The 16,630-nt window shown below is 42.4% G+C and carries 19 protein-coding genes, 1 tRNA gene and 1 riboswitch; of the genes, 18 read left to right on the top strand and 2 right to left on the bottom strand.

Annotated elements, in window-relative coordinates:
* Positions 1–9: 9 nt before the first annotated feature.
* Both CARFE_RS16120 and CARFE_RS0101880 read left to right on the top strand, forming a co-directional pair.
* Positions 10–159, top strand: a complete 150-nt coding sequence (locus CARFE_RS16120; protein WP_154652703.1) for a hypothetical protein — start codon at positions 10–12, stop codon at positions 157–159.
* Positions 160–242: 83 nt separating this feature from the next.
* Positions 243–626, top strand: a complete 384-nt coding sequence (locus CARFE_RS0101880; RefSeq protein ID WP_011343311.1) for a PAS sensor domain-containing protein — start codon at positions 243–245, stop codon at positions 624–626.
* 33 nt (positions 627–659) lie between these two features.
* On the opposite strand, the gene CARFE_RS0101875 is transcribed toward CARFE_RS0101880, so the two are convergent.
* Positions 660–1,868 carry an MFS transporter gene (locus CARFE_RS0101875; protein ID WP_028051536.1) on the bottom strand — a complete coding sequence of 403 codons (1,209 nt, stop codon included), beginning with the start codon at positions 1,866–1,868 and terminating at the stop codon, positions 660–662.
* A gap of 252 nt (positions 1,869–2,120) precedes the next feature.
* On the opposite strand from CARFE_RS0101875, the gene CARFE_RS0101870 reads away from it, so the two are divergent.
* The 9 genes from CARFE_RS0101870 (at position 2,121) to CARFE_RS0101830 (ending at position 10,481) form a co-directional block, all read left to right on the top strand.
* The gene (locus CARFE_RS0101870; RefSeq protein WP_028051535.1) at positions 2,121–2,975 is read left to right on the top strand and encodes an extracellular solute-binding protein; all 855 of its coding nucleotides are present in this window, start codon (positions 2,121–2,123) and stop codon (positions 2,973–2,975) included.
* A 9-nt stretch (positions 2,976–2,984) separates the two neighbouring features.
* The gene (locus tag CARFE_RS0101865; protein ID WP_028051534.1) at positions 2,985–3,677 is read left to right on the top strand and encodes an ABC transporter permease; all 693 of its coding nucleotides are present in this window, start codon (positions 2,985–2,987) and stop codon (positions 3,675–3,677) included.
* A gap of 2 nt (positions 3,678–3,679) precedes the next feature.
* The gene (locus CARFE_RS0101860) at positions 3,680–4,375 is read left to right on the top strand and encodes an ABC transporter ATP-binding protein (RefSeq protein ID WP_028051533.1); all 696 of its coding nucleotides are present in this window, start codon (positions 3,680–3,682) and stop codon (positions 4,373–4,375) included.
* Between the two features lie 5 nt (positions 4,376–4,380).
* Positions 4,381–4,725: a winged helix-turn-helix domain-containing protein gene (locus CARFE_RS0101855; RefSeq protein ID WP_011343317.1), complete on the top strand. Its 345-nt coding sequence runs from the start codon at positions 4,381–4,383 to the stop codon at positions 4,723–4,725.
* A 56-nt stretch (positions 4,726–4,781) separates the two neighbouring features.
* Positions 4,782–5,243 (top strand): YbaK/EbsC family protein, encoded by a 462-nt coding sequence (locus tag CARFE_RS0101850; protein WP_028051532.1) that lies wholly within the window; start codon positions 4,782–4,784, stop codon positions 5,241–5,243.
* Between the two features lie 7 nt (positions 5,244–5,250).
* The gene (gene proB / locus CARFE_RS0101845; protein ID WP_028051531.1) at positions 5,251–6,369 is read left to right on the top strand and encodes a glutamate 5-kinase; all 1,119 of its coding nucleotides are present in this window, start codon (positions 5,251–5,253) and stop codon (positions 6,367–6,369) included.
* 13 nt (positions 6,370–6,382) lie between these two features.
* Positions 6,383–7,630: a glutamate-5-semialdehyde dehydrogenase gene (locus CARFE_RS0101840; RefSeq protein ID WP_028051530.1), complete on the top strand. Its 1,248-nt coding sequence runs from the start codon at positions 6,383–6,385 to the stop codon at positions 7,628–7,630.
* Positions 7,631–7,774: 144 nt separating this feature from the next.
* Positions 7,775–7,941: riboswitch (M-box (ykoK) riboswitch) on the top strand.
* A gap of 67 nt (positions 7,942–8,008) precedes the next feature.
* Entirely contained in the window at positions 8,009–9,244 is a 1,236-nt protein-coding gene (locus tag CARFE_RS13915; protein ID WP_051250106.1) for a magnesium transporter, read from the top strand.
* Positions 9,231–10,481 (top strand): Nramp family divalent metal transporter, encoded by a 1,251-nt coding sequence (locus tag CARFE_RS0101830; RefSeq protein ID WP_028051529.1) that lies wholly within the window; start codon positions 9,231–9,233, stop codon positions 10,479–10,481. Before CARFE_RS13915 ends, CARFE_RS0101830 begins: the two co-directional genes overlap by 14 nt.
* Here the strand turns inward: CARFE_RS0101830 and CARFE_RS0101825 are convergent.
* Positions 10,471–11,508 carry a class I SAM-dependent methyltransferase gene (locus CARFE_RS0101825; RefSeq protein WP_028051528.1) on the bottom strand — a complete coding sequence of 346 codons (1,038 nt, stop codon included), beginning with the start codon at positions 11,506–11,508 and terminating at the stop codon, positions 10,471–10,473. The two genes, CARFE_RS0101830 and CARFE_RS0101825, sit on opposite strands and share 11 nt — an antisense overlap.
* Before the next feature lie 153 nt (positions 11,509–11,661).
* On the opposite strand from CARFE_RS0101825, the gene CARFE_RS0101820 reads away from it, so the two are divergent.
* The 7 genes from CARFE_RS0101820 (at position 11,662) to leuS (ending at position 16,629) form a co-directional block, all read left to right on the top strand.
* Positions 11,662–11,847, top strand: coding sequence for an aspartyl-phosphate phosphatase Spo0E family protein (locus CARFE_RS0101820; RefSeq protein ID WP_028051527.1), 186 nt, complete (start codon positions 11,662–11,664; stop codon positions 11,845–11,847).
* The gene (gene nadD, locus CARFE_RS0101815; protein ID WP_028051526.1) at positions 11,829–12,434 is read left to right on the top strand and encodes a nicotinate-nucleotide adenylyltransferase; all 606 of its coding nucleotides are present in this window, start codon (positions 11,829–11,831) and stop codon (positions 12,432–12,434) included. The genes CARFE_RS0101820 and nadD overlap by 19 nt, the downstream gene beginning before the upstream one ends.
* Before the next feature lie 71 nt (positions 12,435–12,505).
* Positions 12,506–12,757 (top strand): RNA recognition motif domain-containing protein, encoded by a 252-nt coding sequence (locus tag CARFE_RS0101810; RefSeq protein ID WP_011343327.1) that lies wholly within the window; start codon positions 12,506–12,508, stop codon positions 12,755–12,757.
* A gap of 46 nt (positions 12,758–12,803) precedes the next feature.
* Complete coding sequence (gene yqeK / locus CARFE_RS0101805; RefSeq protein WP_161625127.1) at positions 12,804–13,382, top strand: bis(5'-nucleosyl)-tetraphosphatase (symmetrical) YqeK; 579 nt, start codon at positions 12,804–12,806, stop codon at positions 13,380–13,382.
* A 36-nt stretch (positions 13,383–13,418) separates the two neighbouring features.
* Positions 13,419–13,781, top strand: coding sequence for a ribosome silencing factor (rsfS, locus tag CARFE_RS0101800; RefSeq protein ID WP_011343329.1), 363 nt, complete (start codon positions 13,419–13,421; stop codon positions 13,779–13,781).
* 199 nt (positions 13,782–13,980) lie between these two features.
* Positions 13,981–14,055: transfer RNA gene (locus tag CARFE_RS0101795), tRNA-Ala, on the top strand.
* Between the two features lie 108 nt (positions 14,056–14,163).
* Positions 14,164–16,629 (top strand): leucine--tRNA ligase, encoded by a 2,466-nt coding sequence (leuS, locus tag CARFE_RS0101790; protein WP_028051524.1) that lies wholly within the window; start codon positions 14,164–14,166, stop codon positions 16,627–16,629.
* The last annotated feature ends 1 nt before the right edge of the window (position 16,630 follow it).

The following is a 16,630-nucleotide window of genomic DNA, read 5'->3' as shown; positions in this document are numbered from 1 at the left end:
TATAAGCGAATGCGGGATATTTTTGAGTTTTTCTGTGCGGCCATAATTGAAAATTTTGATTATCGGCAGCTTCCAAGTTTTTGGCGTTTTCTCGGAAATATTGGCTTTTTACGTCGGGATAAAATCCGGGGGGAGGTAATTAACCGGCGGGGATTTTAATATAAAAACTGTTTATGGTAATAGTAATTTTAATAACTAACAAAATCCCGGCATAGTGATATAATTTATATGAGGTGTCTTTTATGAACTTAACTACCATACGCCGATATGCCCTGGATATTTTAGATAATATTAACGATGGGGTGTTTGTTACTAACAAAAAGCGGAAAATTATCTATTGGAATAAGGCGGCAGTAGAAATTACCGGAAAGACCAGAAAAGAAGTTTTAAATAAAAGCTGCTATGAAGTGATGAACTTTCCGCAAAACGACCAGGGAAAGTGCCTTTGCGAAAATAACTGTCCCCTTTTATCAACCATTAAAGAGGGAAAAGCGATAAAACGGTATAGAACGATTTTTACGAAAGGCGAAGAAAAAATAACGTTAGAAGTTTCTACCTCACCAATTATCAATCCCCTTGGACAGGTGTTAGGCGGGGTAGCGGTTTTCCGGGAAATTAAAGATTAAAATAAAAAGGTTGGGTGATTTTCCCAACCTTTTTTAATTTCTTTTCAGGGCCCAGGGTAAGAGCAGTACCGCCAGAAGAGCCATCATGCTGCCAAAGTAAAAGGCGGCGGCAGGGTTAACGATATCCCACAAAATACCGGCAATTAAACTGGCCGGAAGGGCAGAAAGACCTATTGCGGCGTTATAAAGTCCATAAGCCGATGCCCGTTTTTCCGACGGTACTAAATCGGCAACCATGGCTTTTTCCACTCCTTCGGTAATTCCGTAATAGGCGCCATAAAGAATATACAGTAAGGCAAAAATTTTAGGATTGCTTGCCACCGCAAATCCCAAATACAATAGGGCGTAAACTATCCAACCTCCGGCAATAAGTTTAAGACGACCAATCTTATCCGACAGAGCTCCCGCCGGGTAGGATACCAGAACGCTAATTAAGTTAAAAAATCCCAACATAATAAAGATCTCAACAATCGTCATGCCGTTTTCTTTTGCCTTTAAAATTAAAAAGGCATCGGAAGAATTTCCCAGGGTAAATAAAATTAAAACTACCAAAAACTTTTTAAACCGCAGATCGAGTTCATGAAAAGATAGGGAAAACTTTTTAACTGTTTTTTCCCCTTTTGGCGGTACTTCTTTTATGAAAAAAGCGAGCAAAAGCAAAACTAAGATTCCGGGAATGGTGGAAATAATAATTAACTTTTGAAAAATCTCCCGGCTCATGGAGACGGTCGTTGCTTCACTCCACTGAAGAATGGCGGCAGCGATAAATAAAGCCAACACGGCTCCAAAGGGGTCCAAAGCCCGGTTAAAGCCAAAAGCTTTGCCCAGGTTTTCCGGCTCAGTAGAGTCGGCTATCAGGGCGTCTTTGGGAGACGTGCGGACCCCTTTTCCAACCCGGTCGAGAAAGCGAATTAAGAGAACTACCGGCCAGGTAGTGGTCCAGTAAAGAAAAGGGCGGGAGAGGTTGGAAAGGGCGTAGCCGAGAAAAACCAGGGCTTTTCGCTTTTTAACGATATCGGATAAATAACCGGAGATTAACTTTAAGAGGGTAGAAGTGGTGTCGGCTATTCCTTCGATTAAGCCTATTATTTCGGTTTTAATTCCCAGAACATTGGAGAGAAAAAGGGGAAGGGTTCGCAGGGTAAGTTCGCTGGAAAAATCATTGAGCATGCTGATAAAACCAAAAAGGAAAGCGTTTTGACTTAAGCCCCAAAATTTTTTCTGTGGTTTATCTTTTTGCATCCAAATCATCCTTTCAAAAATTGACCGAACAGTCAACTATAATTTTAACATTAATAAAGCCTTAAAACAATATTTCGCGCTTGACTTGTGAAAATAAGTATAATGTAATAAAGACACTTGAGGAAAATAACGAACAGCGGAGGGCAAAAACCTCCGCTTATTTTAGAAAAATTTTTAAGTTTTTAGGAGGAATTTTGCATTTTTTAGCGAATAATATATCAAAAAAGACATAATATATTTGGAGGTGCTTGAATGAAGCGGATTTTGGTTTTGCTAAGTTTGTTTTTTTTGCTAATTTTTGGGGTCGCTGGTTGCCAGGAAAAAGGAGCCGTTACTTCTAAAACCACCGCTCCGAAAAACCCGGAAGTGATCTTGGCTACCACCACCAGTACGGTGGATACCGGTCTTTTAGACCAGTTAAAGCCGGAATTTGAGAAAAAAACCGGTTACAAGCTTAAAATAGTGGCTGTCGGCACCGGGCAGGCTCTCAAAATGGGGGAAAAGGGGGAAGCGGATGTTCTTTTAACCCATGCACCGAAAGATGAAGAGGTGCTGGTGGCGAAAGGGTATGTAATTGACCGCCAACCGGTAATGCATAATGATTTTATCCTTGTAGGCCCCAAAAATGATCCGGCAGGAGTCAAATCGGCTAAAGATTTAAACGAAGCTTTAAAGCGGATTTATGAGAAAAAGGTGCTTTTTATTTCCCGGGGGGATGATTCCGGGACCGATAAAAAAGAAAAAAGTCTCTGGAAAACTGCGGGGTTAAATCCCAAAGGGCAACCCTGGTACAAGGAAGCAGGGGTGGGCATGGGAGCGTGCTTGCAGCTTGCTTCGGAAAAACAGGGGTATTCTTTAACCGACCGTGGGACATACCTTGCTTATAAAGGGAAGATTGACCTGGCAATTGTCCGGGAAAAGGACCCGGGACTTATAAATTATTATCACGTTATGTTGGTAAACCCGCAAAAGTATCCCAAGGTAAATTATGAAGGGGCAAAAAAGTTTGCTGAATTTTTGTTAAGCCCGGAGGTCCAAAAAGAAATCGGCGAATTTAAGAAAAATTTATACGGGCAATCGTTATTTATTCCTGATGCGCAAAAATAGGAGGAATTTATGGAATTTATCTGGGAAGGGATTAAAGAAAGTATTCGTTTGATTTTAACCGGAGACCCGGAACTTTACCAAATTTTACATCTTACTTTAAATGTAAGCCTAACGGCAACTTTGTTAGCGGCAATTGTGGGCTTACCGATAGGTGCTTTTTTAGGTGGCAAAAAATTTTGGGGTCAGAAAATAATTCTTGGAATTTTTAATACTCTTTTAGGCCTGCCGCCGGTGGTGGTGGGCCTTTGGCTTACTATGTTTTTGTGGAGAAGCGGACCTCTGGGTAACTTAAACCTTTTGTATACCCCCAAAGCCATGATTTTAGCTCAATTTTGCATTGCTTTACCGGAAGTAATAGTATTTACCGCTGTGGCTTTTAGCCAAATTTCCGAGAACTTTTTTCGCCAGGTTAAAGCTCTGGGGGCAAATCGTTACCAGCAACTTTACCTGTTATTAAAGGAAGTACGGCTTGGGTTACTGGCAGCGGTGATTGCCGGTTTTGGTGCTGCTATTTCCGAAGTTGGGGCTTCGATTATGGTGGGAGGCAATATCTATCAGGAGACCCGGGTCTTAACTACCTCAATTTTACTGGAAGTGGGCCGGGGAAATTTTGGTCTGGCAATTGGTTTAAGTATTATTTTAATGTTGATCTCTTTTATCGTAGTTGGAATACTTACCTACTGGCAAAGAAAGGGTTATTAGCGGTGATTTTAGTAAAAAATTTGCAGGTTTTTCGCGCCCGAAAGCAAATACTTAAAATTAACCAGTTAAAAGTAGTTGCGGGAGAGAAAATTAGCCTTTTTGGGCCCAATGGCTCGGGTAAATCAACGTTACTAAGAAGTCTTGCACTAATCGAACCGGAAAGTTTGCGGGCTGTTTTTTACAATTCTCGTGATGCCAACTGGCAAATAGGATATTTAATGCAAGAACCGTATTTTTTCCGGGGAACGGTGGAAGAAAATTTAGTACTGCCTTTAAAGCTTAGGAAAATTCCGGAAAAGATAATTAAGAAAAAGCTTGGGGAGTTTACGGAGAAGTATAAACTTGAATCACTTTTAAAGAAAAATCCGAAAGTTTTGTCCGGAGGCGAAAAACAAAGGATCAATCTTCTTAGAACTTTAATTTATGAACCTTTTTATTTATTTTTAGACGAACCGTTTACAGGCATTGATGCTTTGACAAAAAAAGAGCTAAACAAATATCTTCAAAGCTACTTAGAACAAGAACCCGGAAGGATTTTAATTTACGTAAGCCACGATTTAAAGGAGCTTTTAAAGTGGGGTAAGCGGTTTTGGTATTTAAAGGATGGAGAAATTAAATTTGATTTGGCAAAGGAAGAGTTTTTAAAGCTTAATTATCAAGTTTTAGACGATTATCTCCAATTATTATTTGAGGAGTAAGGGGTATGAAAATTAAAACTAAAATCTGGATAGAAGAGGATAATGCGGTAGTTTTTGGTGAAGGAAGGTATTTAATTTTAAAGACAGCTTTAGAGCTTGGTTCTTTAAAAGCTGCGGCGGAAAAGCTTGGCCTTTCGTACCGGGCAGCCTGGGGTAAAATTAAGACTACGGAAAAGCTGCTGGGGATTAAACTGGTGGAAAGCAGCCGGGGAAGAAAAGGCGGTATTAGTTTAACGACAGAAGCCCATAAATTACTGGTCCTGTATGAGCAGTTAAAAAATGACATAAAAAATTATGCCGACCAAAAATTCCGGGAGCAGTTTTTAGAAAAAATTTGGCAGAAACGTTGAAATTATAGGTAAATTAAGGTATAGTTTTGGCAAAAAGGGTGGCGGTGGAGGAAAAAATGGAAGCACTTAAGCGTGTAAAAGATTTTTTGTCAAAGCAAAATCCTCCGGTGGAGGTAATTGTTTTAAATGCCGATACCAGTACCGCTCCTTTAGCAGCTAAGGCGTTGGGAGTGGAAGTAGGGGCAATTGCCAAAACCATTGTGGCCGTTGGTAAAAGTAAAGCGGTTTTAGTGGTAGCAGCGGGGGACGTTAAGCTTGACTTTAAAAAGTTAAAAGCGGTAACTGGCGAAAAAATGCGTTTAGCCCGGGCGGAAGAAGTGGAGGAGTTAACCGGCTTTAAACCCGGCGGGGTTTGTCCTTTTGCTTTAAAAAAGCCTCTTCCGATATTAATCGATGAATCTTTGGAGCGGTTTCCGGTAGTTTATGCTGCGGCAGGTTCGCCCAACTCAGCTGTACCAATAACGGTATCAAGGCTTTTAGAAATAACCGGAGGCCAAAAATGCCGGGTAACGGAGTGAGTTAACAATGCGCGAAATATTAAAAAATGTCCGCCGGCTGGTTGTAAAAATCGGTTCTTCGTCCTTAACCCACCCCGAGACGGGGAAAATTAACCTTGCGGCTATGGAGCGTTTTGTAAGGGAATGTGCCGATTTAAAAAATGCAGGATTCGAAATAATTATTGTCTCTTCCGGAGCGATAGCTGCCGGAATGGGAAGGCTTGCCCTTCCAGAAAAGCCTAAAAATTTACCGGAAAAACAAGCATGTGCTGCGGTAGGCCAGGGGGTATTAATGCATTTATACGAAAAATTTTTTTCCGAATACCAGGTGATCGCAGCGCAGGTGCTTTTAACCGGGGAAGATTTGGCGGTAAGGAAGCGTTTTTTGAACGCCAAACATACTTTCCGTGCTCTTTTAAATTACAACGTTGTGCCGGTGGTTAACGAGAATGATACCGTAGCGGTAGAGGAAATTCGCTTTGGGGATAACGATACATTATCGGCCCGGGTAGCGGTACTGGTGGAGGCCGATCTTCTGGTTCTTCTTTCCGATATCGATGGCTTGTATACCGCAGACCCCAGGAAGAATAGTAATGCCCGTTTTCTTCCGGAGGTTTTGGAAATTAATGAGGAAATCGAAAAGCTGGCCGGGGGAAGCGGGACGGCAGTTGGTACCGGTGGGATGGAGACCAAAATAGAGGCGGCGAAAATAGCGGTAAATGCGGGGATTCCCATGGTAATTGCCCGGGCAGATTATGGCAATTTATGGCGAATTTTAAGAGGGGAAGAGGTTGGAACCTTTTTTTACCCGAAAAAGAAAAAGCAGTGGAAAAAGCAGTGGCTGTTATCCGGGGCAAGAGTGCAGGGAAGTATCATAGTTGATTTGGGAGCTGAAGAAGCCCTTTGCAGTGGCGGAAAGAGCCTTTTGCCTTCGGGAGTGCTGGGAGTGGAAGGAGAATTTCCGACAGGAGCTATAGTTGCGGTTAAAAATTTAAAGGGACGGGTGATTGCTAAAGGGCTTACCAATTATGCGGCTCAGGATATCTTAAAAATTAAGGGACTTCATTCCTGGGAAATTGCTGGCGTTTTAGGCCATAAAGATTATGACGAAATTATTCACCGGGATAATCTGGTGCTGGTGGATTAAGGAGGATGGTTAGATGGATGAAGTGTTAAATTTAGCTAAGAAAGCCAAAGAGGCTTCGAAAAAACTTGCTCAGCTAAGTACCGAACAAAAAAACCGGGCGCTTTTAAAGATAGCCCAATACCTGGAAGAGAATATGGAAAAAATTTTAACCGAAAACCAAAAGGATCTGGCAGAAGCGAAAAAAGGCGGCCTATCGCCGGCTTTTATTGAAAGGCTTACGTTAAACGAAAAAAGGATTTTGGATATGGCGGAAGGGGTAAGGCAGGTAGCCAAACTTCCCGACCCCGTTGGTGAAGTTCTTGGAATGACCCGCCGACCCAATGGCCTTGTAATTGGTCAGGTGCGGGTTCCCCTGGGGGTGGTAGGGATTATCTATGAATCCCGGCCAAATGTAACCGTAGATGCAGCAGCTTTGTGCCTTAAAGCAGGAAATGCAGTTATCCTTCGGGGTGGGAAGGAAGCTTTTAACTCAAACCTTGCTTTAGTTACCCTTATGGAAGAAGCGCTCCGGAGCGAGAAAATTCCCGAAGGGGCAGTAGGGATGATTAAAACCACCAGCCGGGATGCGGCTAATTATTTAATGCGGCTAAACGGTTATTTAGACGTTTTAATCCCCCGGGGTGGTGCCGGTTTAATTAAAACGGTGGTGGAAAACAGTACGGTTCCGGTAATTGAAACGGGAGTAGGTAACTGCCACGTTTACGTGGAAGAAGACGCGGACCTGGAAATGGCTGAAAGGATAATCATTAATGCCAAATGCCAGCGGCCGGCGGTATGTAACGCCATGGAAACCCTGCTGGTGCACGAAAAAATTGCTCCGGTTTTCCTACCCCAAATTGGGAAGGCCTTAAAAGAAAATGGGGTGGAAATTAGGGGGTGTGAGGTAACCCGCCGGTATATTCCCGACGCCTTACCGGCAACGGAAGAAGATTACTACACTGAATTTTTAGACCTTATCTTGGCGGTGCGGGTGGTTCGGGATTTAGATGAAGCAATTGCCCACATTACCAAGTACGGTTCGGGTCACTCGGAAGCCATTGTTACCCGGGATTACTTTAAAGCGAAAAGGTTTACCGAGGAAGTGGATGCGGCGGCGGTTTACGTCAATGCTTCTACCCGCTTCACCGATGGCTTTGAGTTTGGTTTTGGAGCGGAGATTGGGATTTCCACCCAGAAACTGCACGCCCGGGGGCCAATGGGCTTAAAAGAGTTAACCACCACCAAGTACGTTATCTACGGTACCGGCCAGATTCGGGGCTAAACTCCGTTCCCATATTTACGTCCCATACCGCAAATTAAGGGACGGTTCTTTTGGCGTATTGACCCAAATATCAGAACCGTCCCTTATCTAAATAAGGTGTTTGACAGATGTTTTAGGTCGATTTAAAATAAATGTGAAAATGAATATTTTCTTCGTTAGGTGAGGCTACTTCCTGGATATAGGCTACTGCCCGGAAATGTCGAGAGACACCAACGGGTAAACAGGTATTACCGGCTTAAGGTTTTACCTAATGTAGCTGAGGGTTTCCTCTAAGCCAGGTTGAGCTAAAGCTTTGACGAGTGGAGAAGGTTTTTACAACCTTCTTTTTGGCGGCGGCCAGGAAGGTTTTTTTATTTTTTAAAATAGGCGGTGAAGCGTATGTCCATTAATGAAATGTACTTTTCGGAGCTCTTAGGGAATCCTGCCATTGATCCTACCGGAGAGAAATTAGGTGTACTTTATGATATTGGAGTAAAGGGGAGTGACACTTTTCCCGAAATTTGCTTTGTTGCCGTTAAGAGGGGTAAAAAAATATATAGTGTAGAATATAGCTTTGTAAAAATTTTAAACCGCCGCATTCTTGCTTTTAACCGTCGGTTAAAAAATATCCCTTTAAATGAATTAAATTTGGAATGTCTTTGGTTAAGACAACATATTTTAGACAAACAAATTGTCGATATTTTGGGAAGTAAAGTAGTAAGGGTAAATGATATTAAACTTGCCTATTATGAGGGAACGGTCCGGCCGGTGGCGGTAGATATTGGGCTTCTGGGGCTTTTACGCCGCCTGGGAGTAGGCTTTGTGGGCAATAAATTTAATTTAAAGGAAGAGTTAATATCCTGGGAGTACCTGGAGCCAATTCATCAAGGAACGCCAGAAATTTTGCTGACGGTACCCCAGAGTAAAATTGCAGATTTGCACCCTTCGGATATAGCTGAAATTTTATCCCAATTGAACAGTAAAGAAAGAACGAAGCTAATTAATTCTTTAGACGATGAGACTTTAGCTGAAGCTTTAGGTGAAATGGAAGCTAACTTTACTGCTAATATCTTGGAAAATCTTGATGATAAACGAGCATCGGAAATTTTAGAGCAAATGGCCAGTGACGATGTAGCCGATTTTTTAGGAGATTTGCCGGAATTTAAAAGGCAGCGTTTCTTTGCTCTTTTAAGTCAACATGATCAAGAAAAGATTAAGAAACTCTTAGAATACGATGAAAAAACTGCCGGTGGCCTTATGACCAAAGAATTTATTACTTTTAATGAAGAATTAACCGCCGAAGAAACTATTAATAAATTAAGAGAAATGGCGCCGGATGCGGAAATGATTTATTACCTTTATGTGTTAAATGAAAAAGGGCAGTTAAATGGGGTTTTATCCCTGCGGGATTTAATTGTGGCCAAGCCTTCGGAGAAATTAAAAAATATCATGCGGAAAAAGATTATTTCGGTAGCGGATAGGGCAAGCGCCAAAGAAGTTATTTCGGTAATTGCTAAATACAACCTCTTAGCTTTACCGGTTGTGGATAAAGATAATCGGCCTATCGGCATAATAACAGTGGATGATGTGATGGACTTACTCTTGCCCGGAGGTTATCACCATGAAAAAGTTTAAAGTAACTAATAAGTTTTTGCAAAAAAGTTTATATGTTTTAAGTATAATTGGCCCGGGGCTTATTACGGTAAATGCGGGAAATGATGCCGGAGGTATCGCTACTTATGCCGCCGTAGGGGCGTTATACGGTTACCGCATGCTTTGGGGATTATTATTAATTACCTTTAGCTTAGCGGTAATCCAGGAAATGAACGCCCGGATGGCGGTGGTCACCGGTAAAGGTTTATCGGATCTTATTCGCGAAAATTTTGGGGTAAAAGTGACTTTTTTGGCAATGGTGATTTTATTTGTTGCTAATCTTGGGGTATGCATTGGCGATTTTGCGGGAATTGCTGCAAGCTTAGAACTTTTTGGTGTGGCTAAATTTGTTTCCGTACCTTTGATGGCAGTTTTTATCTGGTATGTTATTATTAAGGGTTCTTATTCCCGGCTGGAAAAAATTCTTCTTTTATTTACTGTCGTATTTTTTTCTTATATCATAACTGCCTTTGTGGTTAAACCAAACTGGTCCGAAGTTTTTAAGGCTACCGTTATCCCTTCGATTATACCCAGAAAAGATTATATCCTGACTTTTATTGGCATGATCGGTACGACGATTACCCCTTATATGCAGTTTTACCTGCAGGGTTCCATTGCTGACAAAGGGCTAAGCCTGAAGGATTATAAATACGAAAAGCTCGATGTCTATTTTGGGGCGTTCTGGGGAGATTTAGTTTCTTTTTTTATCATTGTTACCACTGCTGCCACCCTTTATAAAGCCGGTATAAAAATTGAAACAGCCCAGGACGCAGCGCTTGCATTAAAACCGCTGGCCGGGCAGTATGCTTCATTACTATTTGGCATAGGACTTTTAGGAGCTTCTATTTTGGCAGCAATAGTTATTCCCCTTTCTACGGCTTATGCGGTTACAGAAGCTTTTGGTTTTGAGCGGGGTTTAGATAAAAGTTTTGGCGAAGCCCCGGTATTTTACGGCATATTTACCTTTATGATTTTTATAAGTGCTTTATTAATACTGCTTCCGAAAATTTCATTAGTGGGAATAATGCTGGCTACCCAGCAGTTGGCCGGCATTTTATCACCAATTATTTTAATTTTAATGGTGCTTTTAACCAGTAAAAAAGAACTAATGGGTGAGCTGGTTAATAATCGCCTGCAAAGTATTATTGTCTGGGTTACTGTTATTTTTATTATTATTTTAACGATAACTTTGGTTATGGCGAGCTTTTTTAATTTTTAATTAAAACCAGGACTTTAAATACCTCTCCCATTGGGGGGAGGATTAATTTTTTTATTTTTAAAGTTTCCTGGTAGCTTTCTAAAGGCCGGGTAAGGTCATCCCGTTTTACAAACTCCATAATTCCCGCTTTCATTAAAAATTCTCCCTGGCTTAAATACAACTCTTCTTTAAAACCTAATGTTTTAGCTTTTTTCCGGAGCATCCCAAAATCAACGTGGGCGGTAATGTCCTGCTCGCCGGGATTTTGTAGGGGGTCTTTTTGGCGGTGGCGGGAAAAAGCCGCCAACGTACCTGTGCTGCGGACATGGTGGTAGAGTTCAGCGGTATCAAAGCCATAGTCGATTATAATAAAGGCGCCGCGGTTGAGTTTTTGATAAATTTCTTCCAGCCATTTACCTGCTTCCAAGTTTACCTCAAAAATCTGCCCTTCAACGGGGGATATGTTGGCTTCTTTTAGGTATAACTCGATTTCGGGGGAAGAAAGCCGGGATGGGTAGGTAAAAAATTTACCGTTATCATCAACCCCTACGTAAATTTCCTGAAAAATTCCCTTTTGGTAAATTACCCGGTGGACGGGAAATGCGTCTACTACTTCATTGGCAATGATTATTCCCGAAAAATTTTTGGGAAATTCCGGAAGATGCCTTATCTGGTTTTGCTGGCATTCAAGATTTTTTCTTTGGACTTCTCTTAAATGAGCGCTTATTTCAAGAATGTGATATTCCGGGAAAAGCCCTTGAGCAGCAAACCAAACTAAAATATCTTGAGCCATTTTCCCGGTTCCAGCACCAAATTCTAACAGCGTTAAGGGTATGCCATAAGTTTGGTTGAGGTTAAAGATGTATTTTCCCAGAGTATAACCAAAGCTCTTACTTAAAATTGGGGCTGTATAAAAATCCCCTTCTTTTCCAAGGGTAACATTTCGGATATAATATCCGTAGTCCGGATGGTATAAAGCTAATTCCATAAAATCCCGAAAGGTAAGCGGCATTTTTTTTATTTTTTCTATTAGTACTTCTTTAAGCATAAAATCCTCCTTTTGAGCATATACAACGAAAAATAAAATTTCTTAATTGTGATTGTACCATAACGACGAATATAGACAAAAGAAGGCAAAAAACTTTGCAGGAATTTTTAATTAAACGTCGAATACCTTTGCCTTGTGTGGTGGGGTGATATAATGAAGCAAATTTGGGAAAAAATCCAAAAAGAACGGGAAAAGCTTGTAGAAATATATGAACGGAAAAAAGATTTTCGGGATGAGGAAGTGTACCGTTTAAGCCAGGCCATAGATGAGCTGGTGGTTAATTATATGAAAAAACAACTGGAAAATCCGGAGGACCGGTTATGGCCGGAGCTAAAATAGGAATTTTTGGCGGAAGTTTTAATCCGGTGCATCTTGGGCATCTGGTACTGGCGCGGGAAGCCTTTTGGCAAGCCAAACTTAACCGGGTGATCTTTATTCCGGCAAAAATCCCCCCCCATAAAAAAGAGGGAGTAATAAGTGAACAGCATCGTTTTCAAATGTTACGGTTGGCTTTAAAAAAATATCCGGAGTTTTCAGTGAGTAATATTGAATTTTTGCGGGATAAGCCTTCGTATACTTTTGATACCGTAGAGGAGTTAAAATTACTTTATCCCCATGATGAACTTTACTTCATTACCGGTGCCGATGGTCTTTTGGAAATTACCGGATGGTACAGAGGCGAAGAACTTTTAAAAAAGATTCCTATAATTGCGGTTTCCCGTGCAGGGGTTTCCAAAGAAGTTTTTTTAAATCAGGTCCAATACCTTAAAAACCGGTATCGGGCTCAAATAATCGTGGTAGAAATGCCGGAGATTGGCATTTCCAGTTCTTTAATCCGGCAGAGAATCAGGGAAAAGCTTCCCTATTCCCATTTAATACCGGTAGAGGTATATGATTATATTGTTGCAAATAATTTATACCGGTAATTTTGTATGAACCGGGCTGGCCGGTCAATAATAAGAATACAAAACAAAGTCTCAGGTGAAGGTGGTATCTGATGACCAAAACATTGTATGTTGGCAACTTACCCTGGAAAATCCGGTCAGAGCAGTTACAGGAAATAGCTTCGGAGTTTGGGGAAGTTATAGGAGCTCGGGTAATCCTTGAAAAGAGCACCGGTCGTTCCAGAGGATACGGCTTTATTGAAGTGCGGGATGAAGATGCGGAAAAATTTATGACCGGATTAAATGGCAAAGAAGTTGAAGGGCGACAGTTGGTAGTTAGCGAAGCCCGGGAGCGGAATGGTTAACCCCCGATTTTGCGGGGGTTTTTTCCGGTTTAAGGGGGATGGGATTGTGAAAAGATTTTTACGGATTTTACAGGAAAACCTTTCGGAAGAAAGAATAAGTCACTCTTTAGGGGTTGCGCGGACCGCTTATTATCTTGCCCAAAGGCACCTTCCGGAAAAAAAAGAAAAAGCCTTTTTGGCGGGAATTGTCCACGATATAGCCCGGGAGTGGCCGGAGGAAAGGTTTATTGCCTACTTACAAGTCAGGGGGTATGAGATAACCTCTGAAGATAAATTAAATCCGGTGGTGCTTCATGCTCCCGCGGGAGCATATTTTATCCGGGATATGTTGGGGATTTATGATGAAGAGATTTTTAACGCAGTTTCCCGCCATACCCTGGGGGCAGTGGACATGACCGATTTGGATATGATTATTTTTTTAGCGGATTTAATTGAACCGGGGCGAAACTTTGCCCAAAGGCAGAAGCTTTTAATCGCCTCATTTCGAGACCTAAAACGGGGGATGCTTTTAGCCCTGGAAAATACCTTAGAATATTTAACGAAAAAAAATAAAACGGTTGATTCCCGGACACTCATGGTTTTAAATTATTTTCGGGAGGAAGTAGCAAAAAAATCGAAAATTTAGCTATAATATAAAAAGGAATTTAGGGGAGGTGTCTTTTTGGAAAAAACTTTACCTCAACATATAAATATTGCAATGGATGCCGCTTTGGATAAAAAAGGATTTAATTTAAGCCTTTTAGATGTTTCTTCTTTAACGCCAATTTGCGATTACTTTTTAATAGTTTCCGCAAGTTCGACCATTCAGGTCAAAGCGATTGTCGATAACATTGAAGAAAAACTGTCGGAAATCGGCCTAACTCCTTACCGTATTGAAGGCAAAAATGCCGCCCGCTGGGTTTTAATGGATTATGGGGACCTGGTTGTGCATGTGTTTGTGGAAGAGGAACGGGAATTTTACGATTTGGAAAGATTGTGGCGGACAGCCGAAAATTACCGGCATGATGTGGTTGACAAAGTTTAATGATTTATATATAATTTCTCATGTGACTAACAAAGTGAAAAACGGTGAAGAGGAGCAGTAACTGTTTTGTGGCTTAAAGAGAGCAGCCGGCGGGTGCAAGGCTGTAGCCTCCAAACAGTGAACTCGCCTCGGAGTTGCCAGAGGGATAGGTACTTCTGGCCGGCATGTTCCGTTATCCAAAACAAGTGGGCAAGAATGTGGGGCTGTAGCGCAGTGGGAGCGCGCTTCCTTGGCATGGAAGAGGTCGCGGGTTCGATCCCCGCCAGCTCCACCATTATTGTATTCTTGCCAAGTAGGGTGGTACCGCGGGAAAACACTCCTCCCGTCCCTTAGGGGATGGCGAGGAGTTTTTTGTTATACCTACCATGATGGAGGGAATAACATGCAGGAAAGGTACGATTTTAAAAGTATTGAGCCGAAGTGGCAGAAAAAATGGGAGGAATTAAAACTTTACGAAGTGGACGATTTTTCGGAAAAACCGAAATATTACTGTTTGGAAATGTTTCCTTATCCTTCGGGGAAACTTCATATGGGGCACGTCCGCAATTACTCCATTGGGGATGTGGTAGCCCGGTACAAGCGGATGCGGGGCTATGCAGTGTTACACCCAATGGGCTGGGATGCTTTTGGGCTTCCGGCGGAAAATGCGGCGATTAAACACGGTAATGTTCATCCGGCGGATTGGACCTGGGATAATATTGCCAATATGAGACGGCAGTTAAAGGAGTTAGGTATTTCTTACGACTGGCGGCGGGAGGTAGCTACCTGTCATCCGGAATACTACCGGTGGACCCAGTGGCTCTTTTTACAGTTTTACAAGAAGGGGCTTGCCTACAAGAAAAAAGCTCCGGTAAACTGGTGCCCCGGCTGTCAGACGGTTCTGGCTAACGAACAGGTGATAGACGGGGAGTGCGAACGCTGCCATTCCCGGGTGGAGAAAAAGGAGTTAGAACAGTGGTTCTTTAAAATTACCGCTTATGCCGAAAGACTTCTGCAGGATATTAAAAAGCTTACCGGCTGGCCGGAAAAGGTAAAAATTATGCAGGAAAACTGGATCGGAAGATCCGAAGGGGCGGAAATTACTTTTAAAATAAAGGGGCATGAGGAAACAATATCGGTGTTTACCACCCGGCCCGACACTATTTTCGGAGTAACCTACATGGTTTTGGCGCCGGAACATCCACTGGTTGAAAAAATTTCCCGGGGGACTCAGTACGAAAAGGATGTTTTGGAATTTAAACGGAAAATGATGTACTTGTCCGAAATTGAGAGAACCGCCGAGACCGCCGAAAAAGAAGGGGTTTTTACGGGAGCTTATGCTATAAATCCCTTTACCGGGGAAGAGATTCCCATACTTTTAGCCAACTATGTTTTAGTGGAGTACGGTACCGGTGCGGTTATGGGGGTGCCGGCCCACGACCAGCGGGACTTCTTATTTGCCAAAAAATACAATTTGCCGATAAAAGTGGTAATAACCCCTCCGGGGCAAGAATTGAAAGCCGAGGAGTTAACGGAAGCCTATACCGGAGAAGGAATTCTGGTCAATTCCGGCGAGTTTACCGGGTTAGCCAACAAAGAGGCAATCAGGATAATTACCCAAGAAGCGGAAAAGCGGGGATTTGGTAAATATCGAGTAAACTACAGGCTTCGGGACTGGCTTATTTCCCGGCAAAGGTACTGGGGTGCTCCCATTCCGGTGCTGTACTGTGAAAAGTGCGGAATTGTTCCCGTACCCGAGGACCAGCTGCCGGTAGTTTTACCGTATAATGTAGAATTTCGTCCTACCGGGGAAAGTCCCTTAAAGTACGTTCCCGAGTTTTTAAATGCCACCTGTCCCGAGTGCGGTGGACCTGCAACCCGGGAAACGGACACGATGGATACGTTTATTTGTTCGTCCTGGTATTACTATCGTTATACTTCGCCCCGGGATAAACAACAGCCCTGGAGCAAAGAAAAGGTGGAAAGATGGTTGCCGGTGGACCAGTATATCGGCGGGGTAGAACATGCTATTTTGCACCTTTTATATTCCCGGTTTTTCACCAAAGTCCTCTATGACCTGGGATTGGTTCATGTGGACGAACCCTTTACCAATCTTTTGACCCAGGGCATGGTATTAAAAGATGGGGCCAAGATGAGTAAATCCAAAGGAAATGTGGTAAGTCCCGAAGAAATCGTGGAAAAATACGGGGCCGATACCGCCCGGTTGTTTATTCTTTTTGCGGCGCCCCCGGAACGGGATTTAGAGTGGAGCGACCAGGGGGTAGAGGGAAGCTTTCGCTTTTTAAACCGGGTGTGGCGGCTAATTTACCAGACCAAGGACCGGATATCCGATGAACTTCGGGAATTTTCGGCAAAAGATAAAGAATTAAATCGCCTGTTACACGCCACCATTAAAAAGGTAACCGAGGATATTGAAGAAAGGTTTAACTTTAATACGGCAATTTCGGCAATTATGGAGTTAGTGAACGGTCTTTACCAGTACAAAGAAGGGGAAATTAATCCCGGCCTTTTAAAAGAAGCGTTAAACAAACTGGTGATACTTCTGGCACCTTTTGCGCCTCATATTGCCGAGGAATTATGGGAGGCATTGGGCAATAAACAAAGTGTTCACTTAGAAAAATGGCCAGAGTATGATGAAGAAGCTCTGATTACCGAGGAAGTGGAAATAGTTATTCAGGTTAACGGTAAAGTCAAGGACCGGGTAATGGTTCCGAGAAATGTGGCGGAAGATGAGTTAAAGGAAATTGCCTTAAATACGCCGAAAATAAAAGAATTGACCGCCGATAAAAAAATTATTAAAGTTATTATAGTACCTGAAAAATTAATTAATATTGTGGTAGCGGGGTAAC

The organism is Carboxydothermus ferrireducens DSM 11255 (assembly GCF_000427565.1).
In the GTDB taxonomy this organism is placed as follows: Bacteria; Bacillota; Z-2901; order Carboxydothermales; family Carboxydothermaceae; genus Carboxydothermus; species Carboxydothermus hydrogenoformans.
Note: the sequence above shows the minus strand (reverse complement) of the source record. Positions and strands in the feature narration are given on the sequence as shown.